Below are 23,297 nucleotides of genomic sequence, written 5' to 3'. Positions count from 1 at the left end.
TGGTATCGGTGTGAGGAAACGCGAATGAAACTGTTCTGGAATGCACTGCGCCTGAGCCCGGCTGCTGCTGGCCTCTCGCTGTTGCTCGCTCAAGGCGCTTTTGCCGGTGAAGCAACGACCCAAACCAATATTGACGCTAGCCCTTCGGCGATCGAGCTTGGCCTGCAAGACGATCTCGCCAGCATGGACCAAGTGACCTCCGTGTCGCAATTGTCCGACGTGCAACCCACTGACTGGGCTTTCCAAGCGCTGCAATCGCTGGTTGAGCGCTATGGTTGCATCGCCGGTTATCCGGACGGCACCTTCAAGGGCAACCGCCCCTTGAGCCGCTACGAGTTTGCCGCCGGTTTGAACGCTTGCCTCGATCGGATCAACGACCTGATCAAGGCTGCTACCGATCCCCTGGCCACCAAGGAAGATCTGCGCAAGCTGCAAAAGCTGCAAGAAGAATTCGCGGCTGAATTGGCTGCCCTGCGCGGTCGCGTGGATGCTCTCGAAGCCCGCACCTCTGAGCTGGAAGCTAACCAATTCTCCACCACCACCAAGCTGACCGGTGAAGTGGTGATGGCCGTGGCTGCTGGCCTGTCGGATATTGTTGGTGATGACGACAACGACGAAGCAGACAACGCCACCTTCTCGCACCGCGTGCGCTTGAACTTCAACACCAGCTTCACTGGTAAGGACTTGCTGCGCACCCGTCTGCAAGTGGGTAACGTGCCTCGTTACTACAGCAGCGAGACCAACATGGCTCGTTTGGCTTGGGAATCGAACACCAGCAACAACTTCATCCTGGATGAGTTGTACTACCGCTTCCCCCTGAACAGCGCCAACACCTGGCGCGCCTTCGTGGGTACGACCGGTCTGGACATCGACGATATCCACTACACCGCCAACCCCCTGTTGGAATCCTCGGCTGATGGCGCTCTGTCGCGCTTCGGTCGCTACAACCCCTTGTTCCGTCAGCCCCAAGGCGCTGGTATCGGTGTGAACTACAAGGGCGAACGTTTCCGCTTTGCCGCCAGCTACCTGGCCAGCGAAGCCAACGATCCCCAAACCGGTGCTGGTTTGTTCGACGGTAGCTACAGCGCTGCTGCGAGCTTGTACTACTCCCCCAGCAAGACTTGGGATATCGGTCTGCTGTATGCCTACGCTTACCACAGCACCGATGCTCGCACCCGTCCGAGCTTGACTGGTGGTACCGGTAGCTTCCTGGGCGACAACCCCTTCCGCGACCCCACCACCGCTCACAACGTGGGCGTGCAAACCACCGCGAAGCTGAGCAAGAACTTCGTGCTGAGCGGCTGGGCCGGCTGGACGTTTGCTAATGCTGAAGACAACGGCGATGGCAACGCTGACCTGTTCAACTGGGCTTTGACCTTCGCGTTCCCCGACCTGTTCAAGGAAGGCAGCGTGGGCGCTCTGATTGTGGGTCAACAGCCTAACCTGTACAACGCCGACAACACTGTTGGTGGCGAAGATGATGACAATTCCTGGCACATCGAAGCTCTGTACAAGTTTGCGGTTAATGACAACATCTCGATCACCCCTGGCGTGATTGTGGTGACCGATCCCAACAACGACAACGACAACGACACTGCTGTGTTGGGCGTGTTGCGGACTGTCTTCAAGTTCTAAGTTGCAACCCCACTGCCGCGTTGAAATGACGGTGTAGTGGCCAATCAAGCTGGGCGGCGATCTCCGATTGACTAGCCCAGCTTATTCAAGGGCAACTTTAGAAACAGTGCTTGGCTGAACCCGTTTGTGGGAGCCGGCACAATCCAAATGAAGCCATTTTCAAAAGAGTAAGTGTTACCCATGCACTTGCTCTTTTGTTTTGGTTGCTTTTCTGGGTGGGGGCGCTTGTGTGGCGCTTCCGTTGACGATCGGGATCCTGAAAACTTCAGGGCAGCGCGATCGTTCGGCGTGCCTTTGCCAGGTTTTCAACGGCTTGCGGAGTGCTTGAGGCATAATGGAAAAAGGTATCCTCTGGTTAGATGTTTGCTCTCGCATTGTGACCATTAGGGTGACCACGCGCCCAAAGCCAGCGTTTGGCCAGCGGAAATGTTCGTGCGATCGCCCCTGAGACGGAACTCAGGTTCTGTCAAGGGTTCCACCGGTTCACGGGTGGAGCCAGGGACTTTGCAAATCTGCCATCAGCCAGATCTTGATTCACTACCAGCGCAGCACCCCTTTGCCATGAGCCAATGCCATGGGCAAATGCGGTAACGAGTGCGCGACTTCGAGGGGCAACCTGTATGTCGAAATTTGACTCCCATCTCAAGTGTTCGTTTTGTGGCAAGTCCCAAGAGCAAGTCCGCAAGCTTATTGCTGGGCCGGGAGTCTATATCTGCGATGAGTGCGTAGATCTGTGCAATGAGATTTTGGACGAAGAACTCTTCAACGGTGGCACGGCAACCCAAGCGCCGCCTCGTCCTGAACCGGCTGAGCGGACGCGCACCCGCACTCCCCGCACCACACCCCATCGGGTACTGAAGCCCCGGGAAATCAAGAAATACCTCGATGACCATGTTATTGGCCAAGACGAAGCCAAAAAAGTCTTGTCAGTGGCGGTTTATAACCACTACAAACGGTTAGCCTGCTTGCAGGAAGCCGAAAATGGTCAGGGATCCGCAACAAGCCCCAGTAATCCTAGTGCGCCCGCTTTGGATGATGGGGTGGAACTCCAAAAGTCCAATATTTTGCTGATGGGCCCCACGGGGTGTGGCAAAACGCTGCTGGCTCAGACCTTAGCCAAAATTTTGGATGTGCCCTTTGCAGTGGCCGATGCCACAACCCTGACGGAGGCGGGCTACGTTGGGGAAGATGTGGAAAATATTCTGCTGCGTCTGTTGCAGGTGGCGGATTTTGACGTGGAGGAAGCCCAGCGCGGCATCATCTACATTGACGAAATTGATAAGGTAGCCCGCAAGAGCGAAAACCCCTCCATTACGCGCGACGTATCTGGGGAGGGGGTGCAACAGGCCCTGCTGAAGATGTTGGAAGGGACGGTGGCGAATGTGCCGCCTCAGGGGGGCCGTAAGCATCCCTACCAGGACTGCATCCAAATCGACACCAGCAATATTTTGTTCATTTGCGGTGGGGCGTTTGTTGGGTTGGAGAAGGTGGTGGAGCAGCGCACGGGCAAGAAGTCGATGGGCTTTGTGCGAGCGGGTGAAACCCAATCCCGGGAGCAACGCACGGCGGATACCTTGCGCCACCTGGAACCGGAAGACCTGGTGAAGTTCGGGATGATTCCGGAGTTTATTGGGCGGGTGCCGGTGCTGGCGGTGGTGGAGCCGTTGGATGAGGAGGCGCTGATTGCGATCCTGACGCAGCCGCGTAATGCGCTGGTGAAGCAATATCAAAAGCTGCTGCGGATGGATAATGTGCAATTGACGTTTGAGCCGGATGCGGTGCGGGCGATCGCCCAGGAGGCCTATCGACGGCGAACGGGGGCGAGGGCCCTGCGCAGCATTGTGGAAGAGCTGATGCTGGATGTGATGTATGAAGTGCCGTCGCGGAAGGATTTGACCCGCTGTCTGATTACGCGGCATATGGTGGAGCATCGATCGACTGCGGAGTTGTTGTTGCACCCGTCGTCGCTGCCGAAGCCGGAGTCTGCCTAGCCGGCCTAGGACTGGAACTAGCTCAGCTCATTGGGCTAATGGCTCGATCGAGCCTGATGTTTGGGGCTTGGCACCCGATCTCGAAGTTTGATCTTGTGATCTACTAACCTTTTTGCATTAACCTTCTTTGCTGCTCTGCAACCATGGCCTATGTGGAGGTGCGCGGAACAGCGCATTATTACGAGTGGATTCGACAGGGGGGCGCAACGACCCCAACCGGTCGGCCCATTATGGTGTTTTTGCATGGCTGGGGCGGTTCCGGGCGCTATTGGCGATCGACTGCGGCGGCCCTGAGCGATCGCTTCGATGCGCTGATTTATGACCTGCGGGGATTTGGTCGATCGCGCTTGCCCCAAGACCACCCCCCGGCCGATTCTCCTGACTACTGGTTGGAAGCCTATGGGGAAGATTTGATCGCGCTGCTCGATCGCCTGGGCATCACGGAGCCGGTGTATCTCAATGCCCACTCAATGGGGGCTTCGGTGGCCGTGTTGCTGATGCGGCAATCGCCCGATCGGATTCGGCAAGCCATCCTGACCTGTAGCGGCATTTTTGAATATGACGCGGCGGCCTTTGCGGCCTTTTACCGGTTTGGGGGCTATGTGGTGCAATTTCGCCCCCCTTGGCTGTCTCGCTTACCCCTAGCGCCACAACTGTTCATGGCGCGATTTTTGCACCGCTCCATTCCGATTTCGGAGCAGCGTGCTTTCCTGGAGGACTTTACTCAGGCCGATCGCGCGGCGGCCCTGGGCACGATCTTCACCTCCGTTAGCCTGCGAGCCGTGGAAGAGATGCCCGCTGCCTTTGCGGCCTTGCCTGTGCCGACCCTGTTGGTGGCGGGACAGTTTGATCAAATCATTCCGCCGCGTTTGGGACAGCAGGCCGCTGCACTCAACCCTCGCATTACCTACCGCGAGCTGACAGCCACGGGGCATTTTCCAATGCTGGAGGATCCGGAAACTTACCTAGCCACAGTGCGCCAATTCCTGCATGGATGAAGCTGAGGTGGACAAGGGTGTTGTGGGGTGATTCCCCTCAGCCTGCTGGAAGATCGGGCTTTAGAATGTGCCTGAGGGGAGCGGTGAACTCAGGTATCGATCAAAACCAGACCGTTCGTCGATTCAGGCTCAGTTTCCCGATCGCCCAATTTTGCCCCCTTGCCTCCGGTGCTCTATCCGGCTTCTGGCCCATGCTTGACCATGCCAACAGTTCGCCTACCGAGTTGCCACCCAAGTTGCCCGCACCCGCACCAGCAGAGGGATCGACGACCTTTTGGGGATCTTTGGTCAACGGGGCGATCGCGGCGGGCAGTGCCATTACCCTGTTGTGGTTGGGCTTGAACCTGTCGGAGTTGTCGCCATCGGGGGCAAATTATTTGGGCCCAGCCTTGAAGCTGAGCGAAGGCGTGGCCATTCCGCCTCTGGCCATGCAAGGCGGAGACCCTTACCTGCGGGCCTTGATGCGGACAATTTCCGTGAGCGAGGCGAATGGTCGCGATCCTTACGCGATGCTTTACGGCGGCCGACGGGTTCGGAACCTGAGCCAGCATCCCCAGGAATGCGTGACGATTTTGCTGGGGCCCAATATGGGCAATTGCTCCACGGCGGCGGGTCGCTATCAAATGCTCGATCGCACCTGGTTTGAAAAGGCGAAGGCCTATCACCCCGATCGCCACAGTTGGGGCGTTTTGGGCCGCTACAGTTTCGAGCCGGTTTATCAGGATTGGGTGGTCTATCGCTGGCTGAATGATCGGGCTGCTTGGGGGATCGATTTGCGTCAGGCCTTGCGCCAGGGCCAGCTCGATCGAGTGTTGCGCCGTTTGTCCGGGACTTGGACTAGTTTGGGCTACGGCATTGAAACCAACCGCATGACCCGTTTGCTGCCCAGTGCCTATCGTCAAATTTTGCGGGAAGAGTTGAAACGAACTCAGGGGCCCGCCCAACGCCCAGCCCAGTCCAGCCCTGCACCAACGCCCTAGCCAGATATGGCGTTCGATCGCGCCTCGCCACTGGGCCAGGGTTGTTGGGGCAACTTAGGCGACGCGCTCTTCAGTCACCAGAGTTAGGCTAGCCCAGGCTCCTTGGGCATCGTAGCTGCGGATCAGCCGTTGGCGCAGATTGGGGTTGATTAGCCAACCGGCCTCCAAAAAGAGCGGCTGTCGATAATTGAGTTGCGTGGGAAAGGTGGCCGAAATCCCGTTGGGCAGCAGGAGCACCGTGCTGTTGCCTGCGCGGAACTCCAGCCGATTCCCCACGATCGCCGCGTCAGAGCCGATCGCCTGATTCCCGAACTTGAGCGTTTGCACCAGTCGATCGCCCGATCGCCGAACTTCCAAGTGCGACATGCCTGTTTGGGCCGGCTGAAAATCGGGATAGACCGTCACCCACTGTCCTTGCCAAACCCCTGGCAGCGCGGTTAACAGCGCTTCAGGCGTGAGCGGCTCCCCCGGCGGCAAGGTTGGCATAGGATTCAGGGTTTCCCGAATCAGGGAAAGGGGCATTAACTGCGCCGCCTTGTCGTAGCGAATCACGACCCGCACCCGCAAGGGCCGAGCCACCAATCCCAACTCAGCCCCAAATTCGGAAAAGGGCCCTAATTGCATGGAACCTTGGGAAAATGCGCCGGTTTCGAGGGCTAAGAAGCCTCGCCCCAGGTTGCTGTAGGTGAGTTCCAAATCTTGAACGGGGGCAGCGGTTTCGATTTCGGGAAACTGTCCATCGGCCGTGGGGGCAAATTGGCGCACTCGCTGATAGACAGTTTTGCCACCTTCGAGGGGGGTAATGCTGGTGATGCTGGGGCGATCGCTGAGGAGTTGTCCTTGGTCATCCACCGTGGCAAAGGAGCCGTACCACTCACCCACGTTCTCTAGCAAGCAGTCCCAGGTCGATCGCATGGCCCATAGCAGAGAGAGGACTCCATCGATGGTATCGTAGTACCCGCAACGTTTCGAGACATTCATGGACTCGCCACAGCCCTTGCGCCGCACCAAAATCGTCGCCACCATTGGCCCCGCCACTAACACGCCCGATGTGTTGCGATCGCTCATTGAAGCCGGTGCCACGACGCTTCGCCTCAACTTCTCCCATGGCAGCCATGCCGATCACCAGTCCAACATTAAGCTGATTCGGCAAATCTCCTTTGAGCTGAATCAGCCGGTGGCGATTCTGCAAGACCTTCAGGGCCCGAAAATTCGGCTCGGCAAATTTGCTGAAGGGTCGATCGTGTTGCAAAAGGGCGATCCCTTCGTGCTCACCAGCCGGGAAGTGGTGGGCACTCAGGACGCAAGCTCCGTCACTTACGATTTGCTGGCGGAAGAAGTGCCTGAAAATGCCACGATTTTGCTCGATGATGGGCGCGTGGAAATGGTCGTGGAACGGGTTGATCGAGCCAAGGGCGATCTCCACTGTCGCACCATTGTTGGCGGCCGCCTCTCGAACAACAAGGGCGTGAACTTCCCCGGGGTTTACCTGTCGATCAAAGCTTTGACCGACAAGGATAAAGAAGATTTGATGTTCGGCCTCGATCAAGGGGTCGATTGGGTGGCGTTGAGCTTTGTGCGCAATCCCCAAGACGTGCTGGAAATCCGCGAAATGATTGCCAGCCGGGGCAAAAACGTGCCCGTGATCGCCAAAATCGAAAAGCACGAGGCGATCGAGCAGATGGAGGCCATCCTCTCCCTTTGTAACGGGGTGATGGTGGCGCGGGGCGATCTGGGGGTGGAACTGCCTGCCGAAGACGTGCCCGTTCTGCAAAAACGCTTGATTCGCACGGCTAATCGTCTGGGCATCCCGATCATTACGGCCACCCAGATGCTCGACAGCATGGTCAGCAACCCGCGGCCCACCCGTGCGGAAATTTCCGACGTGGCGAATGCCATTTTGGACGGTACTGATGCGGTGATGCTGTCCAACGAAACCGCTGTGGGTCAATATCCCGTGGAAGCTGTGGCCACCATGGCTCGGATTGCCGTGCGGATTGAACAGGAGAAATTCCAGTTCGATTTGGAAAGTGCTGGGCGATCGATCCCGAACGCGATTTCCAAGGCCGTTGGGGACATTGCGGCCCAGTTGGATGCAGCGGCGATCGTAACCCTTACCAAGTCCGGAGCCACCGCCCGCAACGTTTCCAAATTCCGCCCCAGTACGCCAATTTTGGCCGTCACGCCCCATGTCAACATTGCCCGCCAATTGCAATTGGTGTGGGGAGTGCGGCCGCTGATGGTGTTGGATTTGCCATCTCCCACCCAAACCCTGCAAGCGGCGATCGGGCTGGCCCAAGAACAGTACGTTCTGCGCGAAGGGGATTTGGTGGTGATGACCGCCGGTACGTTGCAAGGCATCTCCGGTTCCACAGACTTGATCAAAGTAGAAGTGGTGACCTCCGTGTTGGGCCGTGGCCGTGGCATTGGCCAAAGCTCCGTTAGCGGTCGGGCCCGGGTGGTGAAAAATCTGATGGATGCCAACTCCCTGGAAGCGGGCGAAATCCTTGTGGCTCCTGCTACCAGTGTTGATTGCATTGAAGCGATTCGCCGTGCCGGTGGCGTGATTACCGAAGATGGCAGCCTGACGGGGCACGCCGCCACGATCGCCCAGCGGTTGGGCATTCCCGTAATTGTGGGTGTGGATGCGGCCACCGATGCCATTCGTGACGGGGCGATCGTGACCTTGGATGCACCGCGCGGAGCCATCTACTCGGGAGCGGTGGGAGCCATCAGCGAATAGTTCGCGAATCGTTTGCGAGCGACTCATTGAATTAATTAGTTAGTTCAACGAGAGGAGCGGGCTGGGGGTGACCCGGGCGATCGCCCTGTGGCGATCAAAAAACTGACCCCCGCCCTTTCCAAATCAGAGTTCAACCGGCAAAATACTGGCATCCCCCCGCCTGGTCAGCCCCGATCGCCAAAAGTTGGATCATCTCCACGGGCGAACCAAGTGGCGGGAAATGATCGATCCTGCTTTGGCGTGTGAAGCTGGCCGAAAATAAGCCAGTCACGAAAAAAGCAGACCGCGAATAGCAGATAGCCAGACGGTTAGATAGTCAGACAGTCAGACACGGATAAAAAACAGATGGGGTAAACGCTGGGCGAGAAGTCGTTTAACCAGTTGCAATGCTGGGTCAACCTCTCAGCCCCATTCAACTCAACCCAATTCAATTCAGCCCTTGTCCTTGGAGCCTGGTAATTCTTTACCAAAGGTTCATACGGAATGGGCGAAAGTTCATCCTAGCTTTACAGACAGCTAGGGGTTTTCGCATACCCTTAAAGTTATGAAAGTGCTGAAAACGCAATAAGGGCTAAAAACTCCATTGCATTCACGCGCTTGCGGACAAAACAAAAAAGTCACCCCTTTGGGGTCTCCGCAGCGTGCCATCTCTGTCTGACATCTCTGACAATCTCCACAGACCCTGCTCTAACTCTCTTTTCCTGCTCTAACTCTCTTTTTACGACAACGGTTCATTGGGTGAGTGTGATTGACACACCACCCCTTTTTTTGTCTCTGGATTTTTTTGTCTCTGGGTTTTTGGTGTAGCGTTGCTGATCTTGTGCTCTGGCTGGCTGAAAAATCGCCGGGGAATGGTGGATCAGCCTATTGAGCGTCGATCGACCTTGCTCAGAATCGAGAGCGTGAAATGGGCAACTAGCCTGTTCAGCCTAGGCTCCATCGCGATCGAGCAGACCTGAGGGCGGAGACCCGTATCGAGACCCCTAGAAGGTATTTGGCGCAACTCGCTAGAATCAAGGTTGTTTCAGGTCATTCACAAGCCATAGGACGCGCATGATCCCGACTGTTATCGAACAATCTGGCCGCGGCGAACGCGCTTTTGATATTTATTCCCGGTTGCTGCGGGAGCGCATTGTGTTTTTGGGAACGGCGATCGATGCGGATGTGGCCAACTCGATCGTGGCGCAGCTCCTGTTCCTTGACGCGGAAGATCCCGAACAGGATATCTACCTGTACATCAACTCCCCTGGGGGTTCGGTGACGGCTGGCATGGGCATCTATGACACGATGAATCACATCCGCCCGAGCGTTTGCACCATCTGCGTCGGGCTGGCGGCCAGCATGGGAGCGTTTTTGCTCAGTGCCGGTGAAAAGGGCAAACGGATGAGCTTGCCGAACTCCCGAATTATGATTCACCAACCCTTGGGCGGCGCACAGGGCCAAGCAACGGATATCGAAATCCAAGCTAAGGAAATTCTGTATCACAAGGCCAATCTCAACCGTTGCCTGGCGGATCACACGGGTCAACCCCTGAGCCGCATTGAAGAGGACACGGAACGTGATTTCTTCATGTCGGCTGGAGAAGCCCAGGACTATGGCCTGATTGACCAGGTGATTAATCGTCGGCCGTCGGCTTCGGAGCCGTTGGTGGCTGCGGTTTAGGATGCGGCGGCGCTGCGGCGTGGCTGAGACTGTGTAACCGGCGCTGCATGATTTGCACCGTGGGGCGATTGGCTTGCAGTGATGAAAAGGCTGAGGGCGCGGAATTTGGCATTGAATAGCCAACGATCGCGCGGGGGCAAGGGGCTTAAGCCCCTTGTCTGTTTTTGTGGGCCCCTGGTCTGCTTTTGGGGGATGAGGATAGGGCGAGCCGTTGCCTTGAAGATGGCTGGCTGGGTTTGATGTTTCTAGAGGCGCAGGGCGATGTGGTTGTCGATGCGTGCGATCGAGCCGTCGGGGCCGATCGCCCCAAATTGTTGGCAATAGTCCCGCACGATCGGGGGCAATTGCTGAAACTCAAAGAGCGTATCCCCATTGGCCACATCGGCCCAGAAATTCCGTAACTGGGGAGCCAGCAAGAGCGCTTCGTCTTGCGACAGCCCCAAACCGCCATACATCAACATTTTCAACATAAACGGCGGACTCCGATCGCCCATCCACTGCCGAGAAAGGGCGGGCAAATCTTCCCAACCGGGAACAGACTTCACGCGGCCCGATTCCACCTCCAACCAAGGATGACCCGCGCGATCGCGCCGTAAGGTGACCAAGCGGAATGGATGGGGGTAACTGACTAAGGAGCCGGTGGTGATGTCATAGAGTCCGTCAGCTTCGGCAATGTCCTGCACATGGAGATGGCCTGTAAAAACTAACTGGATCCCGGCCGATCGCAGCTTTTGGCGCAGTTCGATCGCGTTTTGGAGCATGTAGCGACTGCCCAGGGGGTGAGTCGCCTGTTCCGGCAAATGTTCCACCACATTGTGATGCACCATCACCAGGGTCAGATCCTGCGGGTTGAGCTGGGCGAGGGTGCGATCGAGCCAGGCCATTTGCTCCGCATCGATCGCCCCAACAATTTCCTTGCCATCCTCTGAAAGTTGATTGGAATTCAGACCAATCAGTTTCAGGCCGGGCAACAACTCTTGAATGTAATAGGGCTGCGGAGAATCCCCATAGCCAAAGTCCCGATACAGCGTCACAAACTCCGGCAGGGTCGTGATGCGTGGGTAACTCGATTGGGCAGGAAAATCATGGTTGCCCGGAACCACATAAACCGGGTAGGGCAACTGTTTCAGCCGTTGCACCAACCACTGATGATTTTCTGGCTCGCCATGTTGAGTCAGGTCACCAGGCAACAACAGGAAATCTAAATTTAGTAGCTCCAGTCGCTCCAGGATTTGCTCCAGGGCCGGAATCGCCACCTCCACCAAGTGAAATCGACTCGGATGATCCCAAACCGTGTGGGGCAAAGCGACATGTAAATCGCTGATGACGGCAAAGCGGCAAGGGCGATCGGGCCACGGGGCGATCGGGGAGGACATAGGAAGCGATGAACGGGGGCTGAAGAACTGGACAAGGACGATCCCCGCTCAAAAACGAGTATAGCCTTGCGTTTCCGCCCCCGGGTGCGATCGGGCCTAAAGCAAGCAATCTGTAGTGATTTTTAAATCGTTATTAACGCATGTGCTTATTAAACGATGAAACATGGATTGATTCGAGGGCTGGACTGATGACTACCAAGGCTTTTGGTTCTAAATGAGGAAAATAAAATAATTTTCGTCAAGTATGTTGCAAGAAAAGTTTACATAGTGTTACACTGTGAAACACAGGGCAACAAACAGCCCCCACATCCTTTGGAGCAGTGCCATGTACACCACCGTTAACGAAACCGGCCAACTGAACAACTACGCCAAAGAGCCGAAGATGTACTACGCGCATTACCCCACCTTCTGGGAACAGCGCCGCTACGCACAACTGGGTGGGGCCGCTGTCTTATTCCTGGGGCTAACTTTGGCAGTTGCCTTCGCTGCATCCTCAGTGGTCTAAGGTGTTGTAATCTTCAGGCTTGGTGTTAGTAAAGTCAGCAGTTTTCTGCGCCCCTCGCAGTCATGATTGACTTCTGAGCCTGTTGATAACCCACAACAATAATTCATGGTGATTTCTTAAAGTGACAGTCTGCGATCGTCGTTCGCAGTAATGACTTGCCACTACAACTGTTAGTCATTGCGAGTCACAGTCGCTGGCAATGAGTCAATCGCCACAAATAATACGAAAGTCACCTCAATGGTTAACACTGAGGTGACTTTTGTTGTTTTTAAGACTTGAATGGGAATTGCCAGCCTGCTTTTGCCGTAACTCCTGCTCTTTCCTGAAGTGGAGGAGAGACAGAAATAATGTTGATCACTCAATTACTTCGTCAAGACTCATCCTTCTTCTGTTTTGAGGATGCCTGTGAAAGGGGCAACAAGGGGCTAGATGAGTGCAAAAGATCGCATGATTGACTAGAGACTGATCGGGTGATCGTTGGGGATTGATTGGACTGAATCCCAATCAATGGTCATCAATTACTACTGTGAACTGATGAGTCTGGATCGTAGAACTGGCTCAACGCTTTCTATGTAAATTCTATGCAAAATCTGAAGGGATCGTTGTGGCGCTATTGGGCAGCGGATTGGGAATCATGTCGCCTTCTTGCCACTGTTGAACTTGGGAAAAGAGGTTGCGAACGGTTTCTTGAAAGGCTTCTCGGGTCACTTCAATGCCCTGCATCACATCACCGGGGATGTCGAAAAACACGAGGCTATCGATCGTTTCCATTGCCATCAGTTGAAACAGGATATGCGTGACGGGAAACGGGGCGGCCATCAAGTTGGGATCTTTGGTGGGCATGGGGCCGCGGGCTGCGTCTTGCAAGGTGGGAAAGGCGTAGACCACATTTTTCTCGATTCCCTGTTCGCGGCGGTTCCCGAGGGTGATGCGCACCCAATCGCCATTCAGGGTTTGTAGGATGTAGTAGTCTTCGCGACTCAGTTGGTTGGCGAAGTAGATCAATGCTGGGGCGATCGCGGCAACGATTTCGGGAGTTTGACCGTCTTGGGGGGCATTGTCGATCAGAATTTGAATTTGGCTTTCAATATCCATAGGTTCAATGAAAAAGACGAAAAATGACGGTCAAGCTAGGCAGGGCGGGCGGCGGCTTTGGCAATCGCCCTAGTAACAGTCCTAGCAACGATCGCTCGTGCCACAACCATCGTTGCGCTCGGCCGCAAGCATTGTACTTGCGAATTTTGTGGCAAGTTGTTGGGGGCTAATTGGGGTTACCGATCGCACAGGCAGCGTAATCGCTCGTGGTGGTCATCGCTGAGTCGATTATGCTTGTCATGGTAAACCGTTCCGTAGGACATCTCCGGAGTCTTGGGGTGGCATCAGTCGCAATGGTCGGTTGTAATGTTGGCATCAGACGAGAGTTGTAGGGGCGTGGAATCGACGATCGATTTATTGCAGCGGGAGTTGCGGTCAGGAACGACGGCTCCAGAGGCGGTTTGTACAGCGGTGGCCGATCGAATTGCGGCGGAAGTCGATCGCATCTGTACTGAAAGTCGTCGGATCCAGTCTTCCGGGGATGTGTTGGGTTGGGCCCACAGCCTGGCTCGTCACCGATTGCAACAGAATTTGCGCTATTACCAGTTGGGATCCCAACGCGGCCGAGCCGAGTTGCACAGTACCCTCAGCGCCATCATTTACCGATACATTTCCCCAGCCCGATCGCGCACGAGCTATCAAGCGCGGCTGTTGGCGATCGAGGATTTCCTCCAGGGATTTTACGTGGAGGCGCTGGGGGCCTTTCGGCGCGAAAACCAGTTGCCCCCGGACTACACCCCTCGGGTACGGCTGGAGTTGGCGGAATATATGGCGTTTGTGGAGCGCTACGCCAAGCGCCGGATTCCGTTGCCCGGTGGGCGATCGCAGCAGTTAATTGTGTTGCGGGCCCAAACCTTTGCCCGTCAACAGCCCCCGGAAACTTCGATCGACATGGATCAGGCCGCCGAAAGCGCCAGTGATAGCGGTGAGGGCTACTCCTGGGATGATGCATCGGTGCAGCAAGTGCGCGATCGAATCAGCGCCAAGGAATCCACCGATGTGATGGATGGGGCCCTGCGCCAGGCGGTTGTGGATGAATTAATTGCTTATCTGCGCGATCGCAACCAAGAGGAATGCGTTAACTATTTGGTGCTGCGATTAAAAGACTTATCCGCCAGCGAAATTGAAAAGGTGTTGGGGCTGGATGCTCGTCAGCGCGATTACTTACAACAACGTTTCAAATATCACCTCATTCGCTTTGCCTTGCTCCACCGTTGGGAATTGGTTCACCAGTGGCTTGATGTGGATTTGGAGCGCGATTTAGGCTTAACCCCTCGTCAATGGGAAAGTTTGCTCAATCAACTGGGCCCGGAAATTACCAAATTGGTGGAGCTAAAACGCGCGGGATCAGACGATCGAACCGTAGCCCAAGCGATGGGGATCAGCGCTTCTCAAGTGCAAAAGCTATGGTTCAAGTTGCTGGAAACCGCTTGGGAAATTCGTAATCGCACAGAGTCCGGAACGAGGAGGGGGACAGATGAATAGCAACTTAGATAGCGTTCCCGGTGCGTTGCAAGCGCAGCTCTTGGGCCAGTTATTGGATGTGGCCAAGGAACTCGACCCCACAACCACCCCTGATCAGTCCCGATCGCCTGAGCCGATTGAACTTGGGGCAACCCAGCTTGAGCCGATCGAGATTGATCAGGCGATCGAACAGGCCCTCGCTGCCCATGCCTTCGATCCCGCTGACCTCCTAGAGGGCGACTTTTCTGCCCTTGCGGATCCGGCGATCAACCCCGCACCAGCGCGATCGCTATCTCCCAGCGATTTATCGGTTGCGAATCCTATGCTCGAACTTGATGCAATGCCCGTCGTTGACCAGCGCTATCACGCCCTGCTGAAACAGCGGTTGATTCTAGAAGCCTCCCAGCGCCCTCCCCTGTTTCCTTGGGAGTCGTCTGAAGCGGCGCTAGATTATCGCGACACTTACGAGGACGCGCCCTCGATCGCCCAAGCTCCCCAAAATCCCTGGCTACGGCAGTTCCAGCAGCTCAACCTGCCCACAAACCTGCCAGCGGATTTGGCCGAACGACTCTTAGCCGCTTGTCAAACCGTTGCCGCCCAGGCTCTCAAAGAAGGCGTAGCCCTCATGCAAGCCGTGGATGAGCTATTTCCCGACCAAGATCGCCTGCTGAATGCCCAAGCCTCCGTCGTGTTGCGCTGGGCAACGGCCGTGCGTACCGGTGCTGCCAATCGTTTTCCCATGGAATATGTGGAATATGATCGCGCCAACCCCCAGCAGCAAATGACCATTGCCCTGTTGGCCGCGCGGGAACTGCTGAACCGCCTGACCCTCGAACTCAGCGCCAAAACCCCCCAGGTCACCCAAGAATGGCTAGCTGACGGTGGTGCTTTGCGAATTGAGGCCCACTACATCCCCCAAGCCGATCGCCCTGCCTTGAACCTAACCCTCCGGCTTCCCGGCACGGGCACTGCCACCCTCAACGGCCCGCAAGCCTCGGTGCAAGCGGCTGGGGAAGGCCTCCTGCGCCTGTCCATGCGGAACGTCAAACCGGGCGATCGCTACCGGCTGTCCGTGGCCCAAGTGGGCGAAACGGAGCTTCCTCCCTTGACCTTCACGATTTTGGTGCGCTAACAGCCACGGGCAAACAGCCACGAGCAAACAGCCACGAACAAACAGCCACGAACGAACAGCCACGAACGAGCGGCCCGGGCAACTGGCCGTGAGCGATTCGCCGTGAACTGAGATCCCGTCAAATTGCGGGCATGACTCAAGAGCACGACTCGGGAGCATGAACCAGATTTAGCAACTTGCCTGTTGTAAAAGTAATCAAGTCAGGCGATACACTAAAGGACGGGCGATCGCACGATCCAGCGACCTATCCATCGCCCGCCCTGAGGTCATCCCTCCAAGGAAAATCCTCATCCGTTTTGCTAAATCCAGAACGCTCGCCATGACCCTACCCCTCACTGTTGAAAACGTCGAAACCACCCTTGATGAACTGCGCCCCTACCTGATGGCTGACGGCGGCAACGTTCAGCTTGTTGAAATTGACGGGCCCGTTGTCAAGCTGCGTCTCCAAGGTGCTTGTGGTTCTTGTCCCAGCTCGGCCATGACCCTGCGGATGGGCATTGAGCGTCGTCTGAAGGAAGTGATCCCCGAAATTGCCGAAATTGAACAAGTGGTTTAAGGCGTTTGCCTGAGCCTTCGGTTTGAGCCTCAAAACTGAAACCTTCGACGCTCAAAAGCAAGTCAGCACAGCAACTCAATACACAACCAAGTACAACTGATCGATCGCTGATAAAACAAGGGGCTTTTGCTCCTTGTTTTCTTGTTTGATTTTCCTGTTGTGGATTATTTTCTGTGAATTATAGTACATTCAATTAGGAATGAGACAGCATGACCTACAGCAAAGACCTCAGACAACGAGTCTTGGCTGCGGTTGCGCAGGGAATGCCTCCCACAACCGCTAGTCGTACCTTCCAGGTGAGTCGAGCCACTCTGTACCGCTGGTTAGAGAATCCAACCCCCAAGCCCCTACCCAAGATTCGGACTCGCAAACTCGATCCCAAAAAGCTCCTCGACCATGTGCGACGTTACCCTGATGCCCGCCTGCGAGACCGAGCTGCTGAATTTGGGGTTTGTCCCAGTGCGATCAGCTATCGACTCAAGCAACTGAAGGTGACTTGTAAAAAAAACAGCTTCGCTATCGACAACGCTGCCCGCACCAACGCCAGCTCTACCTCCGTCAGTTACGGGCGCTGAAACAGGCCGGCTGGTCGATTGTCTACTGCGACGAAAGCGGATTTGAGCCAGATGCCCCTTGTTTGTACGGCTGGTCACCCCGAGGGGTTCCCGTCTATGGAGAGCGGAGTGGCGAGCGTCGTCCAAGAGAAAACCTGCTGGCCGCTCGAACTCGCCAAGAGTGGTTAGCGCCGTTGTTGTTTCCAGGTTCAGTGACAGCGCAATTGTTTGAGCAGTGGTTAAGCGAACAGTTAATTCCGTCGCTGCTTCAACCCTCGGTTTTAGTCCTGGACAATGCTGCGTTTCATCGACCCCACAGGGTAACGGAGTTAATGGAGCAGGCCGGTCATCGAGTGTTGTTTCTGCCGCCTTATTCTCCAGACTTCAATCCGATTGAAGGGGATTTTGCGGCCCTCAAGAAGAAGCGAGCCTATGAGTCAGACGAGACATCCCTGGATGAGCTGGTGGCATCGTACCAGCCCCAAGCAGGTAGACTGTCTCGTTCTTATTTGAAATGACTATATTTTCTGCAAATTTTCTTGCTTAAGCTCTCTTCAAAATCCAAAAACTTAGCCATCTAAAAACTAAAATTAGATACAGCCTTTACTTAAAATAATTAGCACGTCATATCGCAAATGCCATGAATCAACGGTTCGGTGGGCACTGCCCACCCTACAGACTAAAATTAGATAGTAGAAGTTTTTCTGAAAATATTTTAGTAAAACAGTTTAAACATAAACAGGCAAGGAACGTCAGCTCCTTGCCTGGTCAACAGTTGTGCCGTTTGGCAGTCTAAATTACTTCAGCGTGGTTTCAGATATCCATGGAGATTCATCGATCGATGTTCCGTGCAATCCATTGATTGATAAATTAAGTCAAATTAATCAATGCAATAAATTCAACCGGAGTTAACTAGACCTGATTAGGACTGCTTAGATCTTTGGGTGAGTCTCAATGAAGCTGAATCCGAATAGGTCTGGATGAATCGCAGTGGGAGAATTTATGTGCCTCAGCCGATCGGCAGTTGATTGTTTGATCTGGCGAGCGAAATTTGCAAATTTGATGGGTAACAGCGCCCACGTCATCTCACGCGATCGCTTGAAGTTTGGCAAGCCAATTAATGTGCGCTTGATGGGGCTGCTGGTCTTAATCGTTAGTCCATTCTTCGTGACTGAGCAGGTCTCCCACGCAGTCCCGGAGTAGGTAGTCACACCGCTCTAGCTCAAACTCCACACAAGTCCATTCCCGAGGCGGAATAAATTGGCAGAGGACATAGAGGGGCTGATGACGATCCACGTTTCCCGTTTCCACGAGATGGCGGGCTTCGTCTCGGATCTCGTCGATCGAGTAACGCAGTTTCGTTTGCAGCATATAGAAGGCCCTCTTGGCGATCGATTCGGATGGTTCGGTATGGCTCGATTCAAATGCACCCTACTGTAACGCACCAAATTTATCTATGGCTGTTGCTTAGTAGCGGGCAATACTGAACTTTTACCTATTCTCATCCTTGCCTGAGGGCTTAGCACAGGTCTGGCCGTTAAAAATTCTTAAAGACTGCGACTGTCCTGCAATATTTGATCATCCCCCTTATCATGGCTCTTGGATCGTGACTGGGCGGGTCGATCGAATCCGTCACGTCACTGGGCAGCCTCAGTCAAGCTCTGGAGCCGTGGGCAATGGCAATGGTTGTGAATAGTTGCCAGATAGTGGCGCGAAGAGTGGCGCGAGCAGTGGCCGGAGGCAAAAAGTACCCAATTTGGCCCATAAACCGCAAGCACCGGAAGATCCATGGGACTCATCTTCCAGTGCTTGTGGTGGGTGATGCTATGCGCTAGCTAAAAGGTTGGCTGTTCCCGATCGGGCAGCCCTGGGCTTGCGCTGCCTAGGAGGCGATCGCCCCTCTTGTTTGATAACAACCTAATTGCAACGGGCAGATGGCGCGCTAGGGTGAAGGCCTAGCTAGCGATCGTGCGAGGAGTGCCCTCAAGGGCTTGGTCTTCACTATCAAAAATTTCAAATACGGAATCCATCATGGTGACCTCGAAAACCAGCTTGGCTTCGGGGTGTACCTGACAGAGGCGAAAACTGCCTTTTTCCTTATCGGCATCCCGCATCCCGGCAACGAGCGAGGTGAGGCCAGAACTGTCAATGAAGTTGACCTTGCTGAGATTCACGACGATATGAGGACTCAGCTTAGAAATACATTCTTGCAGTTTGAGGCGAAATTGCCAGGCTGTCGTAATGTCCAGCCGTCCTTCAGGGGTGAGAACAATTACCGTCGTGCCATCTTTGGTCGTGTGGGTCTTCTGCTCCATGATGGATTGTTCGCTCTTGGGGGACTAGGAAGGGGGCTGGCCGACAGATCGTGTTGAGGACAGCGGCGGATCGGCAAGCACTTCATGACCATACCCAAACTCGGGGGCCAGTGGACGTGCAAAGAACGATCCCGGTCAGGACACGGAGATCGAAACAAAGCTGGGGGCTTGATGCTTCGATTTGATCGCACCGGCTACGAGCACCACGCAATCGGAAGCAGCGCTCGACAGGTAAGTCTCCTTCGGATTGTATCACGGCACCCCAGGAGACTTAAGTGGTCTCGGAGTGCCGTTTTCCCCAAGCTGCTAGGCAAGTCCAGGCACTTGAGGGGGTGCATTGAGCCAATCCTGCGGCTTCAGGAAGATCTCATAGAGACTCGCTTCCCGCGTGTTGGGGTCGGGCTGGTAGCCATATTCCCAACGCACGAGTGGCGGCAAAGACATCAAAATTGACTCTGTGCGACCGTTGGTTTGCAGCCCGAAGATCGTGCCGCGATCGTACACCAAGTTAAACTCAACGTATCGTCCCCGACGATAAAGCTGGAAATTTCGCTCCCGATCGCCATATTCCTGGGACTGACGACGCTCAACGATCGGCACATAGGCCGGTAGGAACGCTCGGCCGCAATCTTGCACGAAGCCGAACAACTCTTCCCAATTGCGCTGAGCTGGCACGCCCACTTGCTTGCTGTGTTGGGCGGCGGGGCCTTGGGCATCGGGGCCACGATAGAGTTCGTTGGTGCCGTCTTGGTAATCGAAGAAGATGCCGCCAACCCCACGGGTTTCATTGCGGTGCTTCAGGAAGAAATATTCATCGCACCAGAGCTTGAAGGTGTCGTAGTAGTGCGGATTGTGGCGATCGCACGCATCCTTCAGGGTTTGGTGAAAATGCACCACATCTTCCACAAAGGGGTAGTAGGGGGTGAGGTCAATGCCGCCTCCAAACCACCACACGGGGCCCGCTTCAAAGTAGCGGTAGTTGAGGTGAACCGTGGGGATGTAGGGACTTTTGGGGTGCAGCACCATGGAAGTACCGGTGGCGTAGAAGCCATGGCCGGCCGCTTCCGGGCGCTGGGTCAAAATCGAAGGGGGCAATTGGGTTCCCCACACTTCCGAGAAGTTGACTCCGCCTTGCTCAAATACGCCGCCGTTGGTGATGACGCGCGATCGCCCGCCGCCCCCTTCGGGCCGCTCCCAGGCATCTTCACGGAACTGACCCGCCCCATCGGCGGCCGTCAGTCCCTGGCAAATTTCATCTTGAATTTGGCGCATCCATTGGCCAACCCGTTCACGGGAGTCGGCTGGCGGTGCGCCCGCAACCATGGGTTGGGCCTGGCCGTTGGCCTCGGGATGGGTGATCGATGACTTGGCGGGGGTTGCGAATGCGGTCATAGCTAATGTCTAACGCAGTTTGTTAGGAAGCTTTAGGAAAAGGAAACGCCCGCGATCGACCTAAATTTAGGAACTCCCTCAGCCTGGGACGGGGGACGGCGATCGATCTTGGTAGAAAACAGGTTCTGGCGGTTGGGTCAGTTTCCTCACCCAAACGACAACCAGTGCCACGGTTGCTATTGACCCTCTAGCGTACCGGAGGCCCCTAAAAGTCCGGCCAAGCAGTCGTAGAACTTAACAATTTTGTTGTAATCCTGCTGCTGAGTCGGAATTAATCGTTGGTATGAGCGCTCGATCGCCCCCGATCGCCTAAGCTGCCGCCTGCCAACTTCCCTTAACAAGACTGGGATCAACAGGGGGATCAGCTTGAAATTGATGAGCGCCCAGAGCCATGAGAGCGACTCAAACAGATACTCAAATCAATACCCAAACAGAACTCAAACAATACCCAAACAGAACTCAAACAGATGGAGAAGCAACTTCTAGAATCCAACCCAGACCCCTGAGCACCGAGCCTCCCCAGATTTCCCCAGTCTCGATCTTGCAAGCCCTGAGAACAATCAGAACATTCAGAACATAAGCAGCCTTCTGCTCGATCGGTAGCAGCCCACCGGCAAACGGTAAGATTTCAAAACATACAAACTCTGAGTACAAATCCTTAGAATCACCCAAAAGTTCCTGAATCCCCCCGACTCGCTGCCATGGCCGAACCATCGGCCCCCGTAGTCCGAGCTTTGGAAACTTCAGTGAATTCGGGATCTCTGAGGGATCTGTTCGGGATCTCTTTTAGCCTCAGCTTCCGATTAAGACTCAGCTTTCGACTCAGCTACGCCAACGAATTCCCACTCACCCATGACTGCTACCGCCCTCAGTCCCGAAGCCGTGCTTGAGATTTTGCGCCCCGTGGAAGATCCGGAACTGCGCAAAAGCCTCGTTGAGTTGAACATGATCCGCAACGTCAGCATCGATGGCGGCGCTGTGCGGTTCACCCTGGTGCTGACAACCCCCGCTTGCCCCTTGCGGGAATTTATTGTGGATGACTGCAAGCGGGCGGTGAAAACCCTGCCCGGCGTGGAGTCGGTGGACGTGGAAGTGACGGCCGAAACGCCGCAACAAAAATCCTTGCCCGATCGCGCGGGGATTTCCGGCGTGAAAAATATCCTGGCCGTGTCCAGCGGCAAGGGCGGCGTGGGCAAAAGCACCGTAGCCGTGAATATTGCCGTTTCCCTGGCCCAATCGGGGGCCAAAGTGGGGCTAATTGATGCTGATATTTATGGGCCCAACGTGCCAACCATGCTGGGTTTAACCCAGGCGGAAGTGATGGTGCGGCCAGGGCAGGGGCAAGGACAAGACATCTTGGAACCGGCGGAAAACCACGGCGTGAAGATGGTGTCCATGGGCTTCTTGATTGACCCCGATCAACCGGTAATTTGGCGGGGGCCGATGCTGAACGGCATCATTCGCCAATTCCTGTACCAAGTGGACTGGGGCGAGTTGGACTACTTAATTGTGGATATGCCGCCTGGAACGGGGGATGCCCAGTTGACCATGGCCCAAGCTGTGCCCATGGCGGGGGCGGTGATTGTGACCACGCCCCAAACGGTGTCGCTGATTGATGCGCGGCGCGGGCTGAAGATGTTTCAGCAGCTCAGTGTGCCGGTGTTGGGGATCGTGGAAAATATGAGCTACTTCATTCCGCCGGATCTGCCCGATCGCCAATACGACCTATTTGGTTCGGGTGGAGGCAAAAAGACAGCGGAAGAATTAGCAGTGCCGCTGCTGGGCTGTGTGCCTTTGGAAATGCCTGTGCGGGAAGGGGGCGATCGGGGTGTGCCCATTGTGGTGTCGGCTCCGGATTCGGCCTCAGCCCAGGCCCTGAAGGCGATCGCCCAGGCCGTGGCGGCACGGGTTTCGGTAATGGCCCTGAGCTAGTTTGCCTGAACTAGTTTGGGCGTTACCGGCGACTGGCGGTGAGCCATCGGGCCATCGCTCCGCTACTGTTTGATCCAATCCTCGCCCTTTGCTTGCACTCAATGGCTTCTTCCATGTTGCGCTCCAGTCGCTGGAATCTCAAATCGCTGATTCAACCCTGGGCTGATATTGACTGGGTGTTGCTGCTGGCGGTCACGGTAATGACCGTCATTGGTGGCATCAGCATCCGCAGCGTCGAACTCAGCTCCGGGGGCACGAACTGGATTCAACACCTGGTGATGGGAGCCATTGGTTTAATCATTGCCCTGTGGCTGGCTCGATCCCGCTATGAGGAAGTGGAGCGTTGGCGCTGGTGGATCTATGGCGGCATTAACCTGCTGTTGATTGCGGTGATGCTGTTTGGGACAACGGCCTTGGGGGCAGAACGTTGGCTGACGATCGGGAACTTTAATATTCAGCCTTCGGAGTTTGCCAAGGTGGGGCTAATCATCACCCTGGCCAGCGCCATCAACCAAGAAAGCATTTCCACCCTGCCGCGCTTGTTTCAGGTGCTAGCCGTGACGGCCGTGCCCGCCGCCCTGGTGTTCTTGCAGCCCAGCTTGGGATCAACGTTGGTGCTGGGGTCGATTTGTATGAGCATGTTGTATTGGGGCAATGCCAATCCCGGTTGGCTGGCGCTGCTGGTGTCGCCGGTCATTTCCGCCGTGTTGTTTAACGTTTACTTGCCCGCTTGGTTGGCTTGGGTGGCCCTGATGGGGTTTGCGGCTTGGAAAAGTCTGCCCTGGCGCATCTATGGCAGCTTGGGAGCGATCGTGGTGAACCTGACTTCCGGGGGGTTGGGCAAAATCTTTTGGGACTTTTTGAAGCCATACCAAAAGGCCCGAATCACCATGTTTCTCAACCCAGATCAGGATCCGATGGGTGGGGGCTATCACTTGATCCAGTCGCGGATCGCGATCGGGGCGGG

At 55.5% G+C, this 23,297-nt stretch carries 20 protein-coding genes; 14 read left to right on the top strand and 6 right to left on the bottom strand.

What is annotated here, in order from left to right; translation table 11 throughout:
• The first annotated feature begins 24 nt into the window (after window positions 1-24).
• From AMR42_RS00905 to AMR42_RS00890, 4 genes are all read left to right on the top strand, one after another.
• Entirely contained in the window at window positions 25-1,635 is a 1,611-nt protein-coding gene (locus tag AMR42_RS00905) for an iron uptake porin (RefSeq protein ID WP_099531593.1), read from the top strand.
• A gap of 620 nt (window positions 1,636-2,255) precedes the next feature.
• A complete protein-coding gene (gene clpX, locus AMR42_RS00900; protein ID WP_099531592.1) occupies window positions 2,256-3,626 on the top strand; it encodes an ATP-dependent protease ATP-binding subunit ClpX in 1,371 nt (456 codons plus the stop codon).
• 143 nt (window positions 3,627-3,769) lie between these two features.
• Window positions 3,770-4,624 (top strand): alpha/beta fold hydrolase, encoded by an 855-nt coding sequence (locus tag AMR42_RS00895; protein WP_099531591.1) that lies wholly within the window; start codon window positions 3,770-3,772, stop codon window positions 4,622-4,624.
• Window positions 4,625-4,815: 191 nt separating this feature from the next.
• Window positions 4,816-5,604: a glycoside hydrolase family protein gene (locus AMR42_RS00890; protein WP_099531664.1), complete on the top strand. Its 789-nt coding sequence runs from the start codon at window positions 4,816-4,818 to the stop codon at window positions 5,602-5,604.
• A gap of 54 nt (window positions 5,605-5,658) precedes the next feature.
• Here the strand turns inward: AMR42_RS00890 and AMR42_RS00885 are convergent, their stop codons facing one another.
• Complete coding sequence (locus tag AMR42_RS00885; protein WP_234406436.1) at window positions 5,659-6,627, bottom strand: DUF3598 family protein; 969 nt, start codon at window positions 6,625-6,627, stop codon at window positions 5,659-5,661.
• Here AMR42_RS00885 and pyk point away from each other — a divergent pair.
• Both pyk and clpP read left to right on the top strand, forming a co-directional pair.
• Window positions 6,584-8,347 carry a pyruvate kinase gene (gene pyk / locus AMR42_RS00880; RefSeq protein ID WP_099531590.1) on the top strand — a complete coding sequence of 588 codons (1,764 nt, stop codon included), beginning with the start codon at window positions 6,584-6,586 and terminating at the stop codon, window positions 8,345-8,347. The genes AMR42_RS00885 and pyk overlap by 44 nt on opposite strands.
• Before the next feature lie 1,053 nt (window positions 8,348-9,400).
• On the top strand, window positions 9,401-10,009 hold the full coding sequence (clpP, locus tag AMR42_RS00875; protein ID WP_099531589.1) for an ATP-dependent Clp endopeptidase proteolytic subunit ClpP: 609 nt from the start codon (window positions 9,401-9,403) through the stop codon (window positions 10,007-10,009).
• Window positions 10,010-10,254: 245 nt separating this feature from the next.
• Here clpP and AMR42_RS00870 read toward each other — a convergent pair whose 3' ends face one another.
• On the bottom strand, window positions 10,255-11,385 hold the full coding sequence (locus AMR42_RS00870) for a metallophosphoesterase (protein ID WP_099531588.1): 1,131 nt from the start codon (window positions 11,383-11,385) through the stop codon (window positions 10,255-10,257).
• Between the two features lie 325 nt (window positions 11,386-11,710).
• Here AMR42_RS00870 and AMR42_RS00865 point away from each other — a divergent pair, with 325 nt between their 5' ends.
• Window positions 11,711-11,890 (top strand): photosystem II assembly protein Psb34, encoded by a 180-nt coding sequence (locus tag AMR42_RS00865; RefSeq protein WP_099531587.1) that lies wholly within the window; start codon window positions 11,711-11,713, stop codon window positions 11,888-11,890.
• Window positions 11,891-12,469: 579 nt separating this feature from the next.
• Here the strand turns inward: AMR42_RS00865 and AMR42_RS00860 are convergent.
• Window positions 12,470-12,985 (bottom strand): hypothetical protein, encoded by a 516-nt coding sequence (locus AMR42_RS00860; RefSeq protein ID WP_099531586.1) that lies wholly within the window; start codon window positions 12,983-12,985, stop codon window positions 12,470-12,472.
• A gap of 306 nt (window positions 12,986-13,291) precedes the next feature.
• Between AMR42_RS00860 and hetZ the strand changes: the two genes are divergently transcribed.
• From hetZ to AMR42_RS00835, 5 genes are all read left to right on the top strand, one after another.
• A complete protein-coding gene (gene hetZ / locus AMR42_RS00855; protein WP_099531585.1) occupies window positions 13,292-14,470 on the top strand; it encodes a heterocyst differentiation protein HetZ in 1,179 nt (392 codons plus the stop codon).
• Window positions 14,463-15,581: a hypothetical protein gene (locus AMR42_RS00850; protein ID WP_099531584.1), complete on the top strand. Its 1,119-nt coding sequence runs from the start codon at window positions 14,463-14,465 to the stop codon at window positions 15,579-15,581. Before hetZ ends, AMR42_RS00850 begins: the two co-directional genes overlap by 8 nt.
• A gap of 319 nt (window positions 15,582-15,900) precedes the next feature.
• On the top strand, window positions 15,901-16,137 hold the full coding sequence (locus tag AMR42_RS00845; RefSeq protein ID WP_099531583.1) for a NifU family protein: 237 nt from the start codon (window positions 15,901-15,903) through the stop codon (window positions 16,135-16,137).
• 209 nt (window positions 16,138-16,346) lie between these two features.
• The gene (locus AMR42_RS00840) at window positions 16,347-16,712 is read left to right on the top strand and encodes an IS630 transposase-related protein (protein WP_099531582.1); all 366 of its coding nucleotides are present in this window, start codon (window positions 16,347-16,349) and stop codon (window positions 16,710-16,712) included.
• A gap of 62 nt (window positions 16,713-16,774) precedes the next feature.
• On the top strand, window positions 16,775-17,209 hold the full coding sequence (locus AMR42_RS00835) for a transposase (protein ID WP_234406431.1): 435 nt from the start codon (window positions 16,775-16,777) through the stop codon (window positions 17,207-17,209).
• Window positions 17,210-17,837: 628 nt separating this feature from the next.
• On the opposite strand, the gene AMR42_RS00830 is transcribed toward AMR42_RS00835, so the two are convergent.
• The 3 genes from AMR42_RS00830 to hemF form a co-directional block, all read right to left on the bottom strand.
• Window positions 17,838-18,062 (bottom strand): DUF4327 family protein, encoded by a 225-nt coding sequence (locus AMR42_RS00830; protein WP_099531580.1) that lies wholly within the window; start codon window positions 18,060-18,062, stop codon window positions 17,838-17,840.
• Window positions 18,063-18,646: 584 nt separating this feature from the next.
• Entirely contained in the window at window positions 18,647-19,006 is a 360-nt protein-coding gene (locus AMR42_RS00825) for an STAS domain-containing protein (RefSeq protein WP_099531579.1), read from the bottom strand.
• A 306-nt stretch (window positions 19,007-19,312) separates the two neighbouring features.
• Window positions 19,313-20,329 carry an oxygen-dependent coproporphyrinogen oxidase gene (gene hemF / locus AMR42_RS00820; protein ID WP_234406460.1) on the bottom strand — a complete coding sequence of 339 codons (1,017 nt, stop codon included), beginning with the start codon at window positions 20,327-20,329 and terminating at the stop codon, window positions 19,313-19,315.
• Between the two features lie 921 nt (window positions 20,330-21,250).
• On the opposite strand from hemF, the gene AMR42_RS00810 reads away from it, so the two are divergent.
• Both AMR42_RS00810 and AMR42_RS00805 read left to right on the top strand, forming a co-directional pair.
• Entirely contained in the window at window positions 21,251-22,330 is a 1,080-nt protein-coding gene (locus tag AMR42_RS00810) for an Mrp/NBP35 family ATP-binding protein (protein ID WP_099531576.1), read from the top strand.
• A gap of 101 nt (window positions 22,331-22,431) precedes the next feature.
• The coding region (locus tag AMR42_RS00805) for an FtsW/RodA/SpoVE family cell cycle protein (protein WP_199858043.1) at window positions 22,432-23,297 on the top strand (866 nt) is incomplete at its 3' end.

The sequence above is a fragment of the Limnothrix sp. PR1529 genome (genome assembly GCF_002742025.1).
Lineage (GTDB): Bacteria > Cyanobacteriota > Cyanobacteriia > CACIAM-69d > CACIAM-69d > CACIAM-69d.
This window is presented reverse-complemented; position numbering and strand designations above follow the sequence as displayed.

Coding starts and splice junctions, on each gene's coding strand:
- AMR42_RS00905 (WP_099531593.1), top strand. CDS start 25: ATGAAACTGTTCTGGAATGCACTGCGCCTGAGCCCGGCTGCTGCTGGC.
- clpX (WP_099531592.1), top strand. CDS start 2,256: ATGTCGAAATTTGACTCCCATCTCAAGTGTTCGTTTTGTGGCAAGTCC.
- AMR42_RS00895 (WP_099531591.1), top strand. CDS start 3,770: ATGGCCTATGTGGAGGTGCGCGGAACAGCGCATTATTACGAGTGGATT.
- AMR42_RS00890 (WP_099531664.1), top strand. CDS start 4,816: ATGCTTGACCATGCCAACAGTTCGCCTACCGAGTTGCCACCCAAGTTG.
- pyk (WP_099531590.1), top strand. CDS start 6,584: ATGGACTCGCCACAGCCCTTGCGCCGCACCAAAATCGTCGCCACCATT.
- clpP (WP_099531589.1), top strand. CDS start 9,401: ATGATCCCGACTGTTATCGAACAATCTGGCCGCGGCGAACGCGCTTTT.
- AMR42_RS00870 (WP_099531588.1), bottom strand. CDS start 11,385: ATGTCCTCCCCGATCGCCCCGTGGCCCGATCGCCCTTGCCGCTTTGCC.
- AMR42_RS00865 (WP_099531587.1), top strand. CDS start 11,711: ATGTACACCACCGTTAACGAAACCGGCCAACTGAACAACTACGCCAAA.
- AMR42_RS00860 (WP_099531586.1), bottom strand. CDS start 12,985: ATGGATATTGAAAGCCAAATTCAAATTCTGATCGACAATGCCCCCCAA.
- hetZ (WP_099531585.1), top strand. CDS start 13,292: ATGTTGGCATCAGACGAGAGTTGTAGGGGCGTGGAATCGACGATCGAT.
- AMR42_RS00850 (WP_099531584.1), top strand. CDS start 14,463: ATGAATAGCAACTTAGATAGCGTTCCCGGTGCGTTGCAAGCGCAGCTC.
- AMR42_RS00845 (WP_099531583.1), top strand. CDS start 15,901: ATGACCCTACCCCTCACTGTTGAAAACGTCGAAACCACCCTTGATGAA.
- AMR42_RS00840 (WP_099531582.1), top strand. CDS start 16,347: ATGACCTACAGCAAAGACCTCAGACAACGAGTCTTGGCTGCGGTTGCG.
- AMR42_RS00830 (WP_099531580.1), bottom strand. CDS start 18,062: ATGCTGCAAACGAAACTGCGTTACTCGATCGACGAGATCCGAGACGAA.
- AMR42_RS00825 (WP_099531579.1), bottom strand. CDS start 19,006: ATGGAGCAGAAGACCCACACGACCAAAGATGGCACGACGGTAATTGTT.
- hemF (WP_234406460.1), bottom strand. CDS start 20,329: ATGGTTGCGGGCGCACCGCCAGCCGACTCCCGTGAACGGGTTGGCCAA.
- AMR42_RS00810 (WP_099531576.1), top strand. CDS start 21,251: ATGACTGCTACCGCCCTCAGTCCCGAAGCCGTGCTTGAGATTTTGCGC.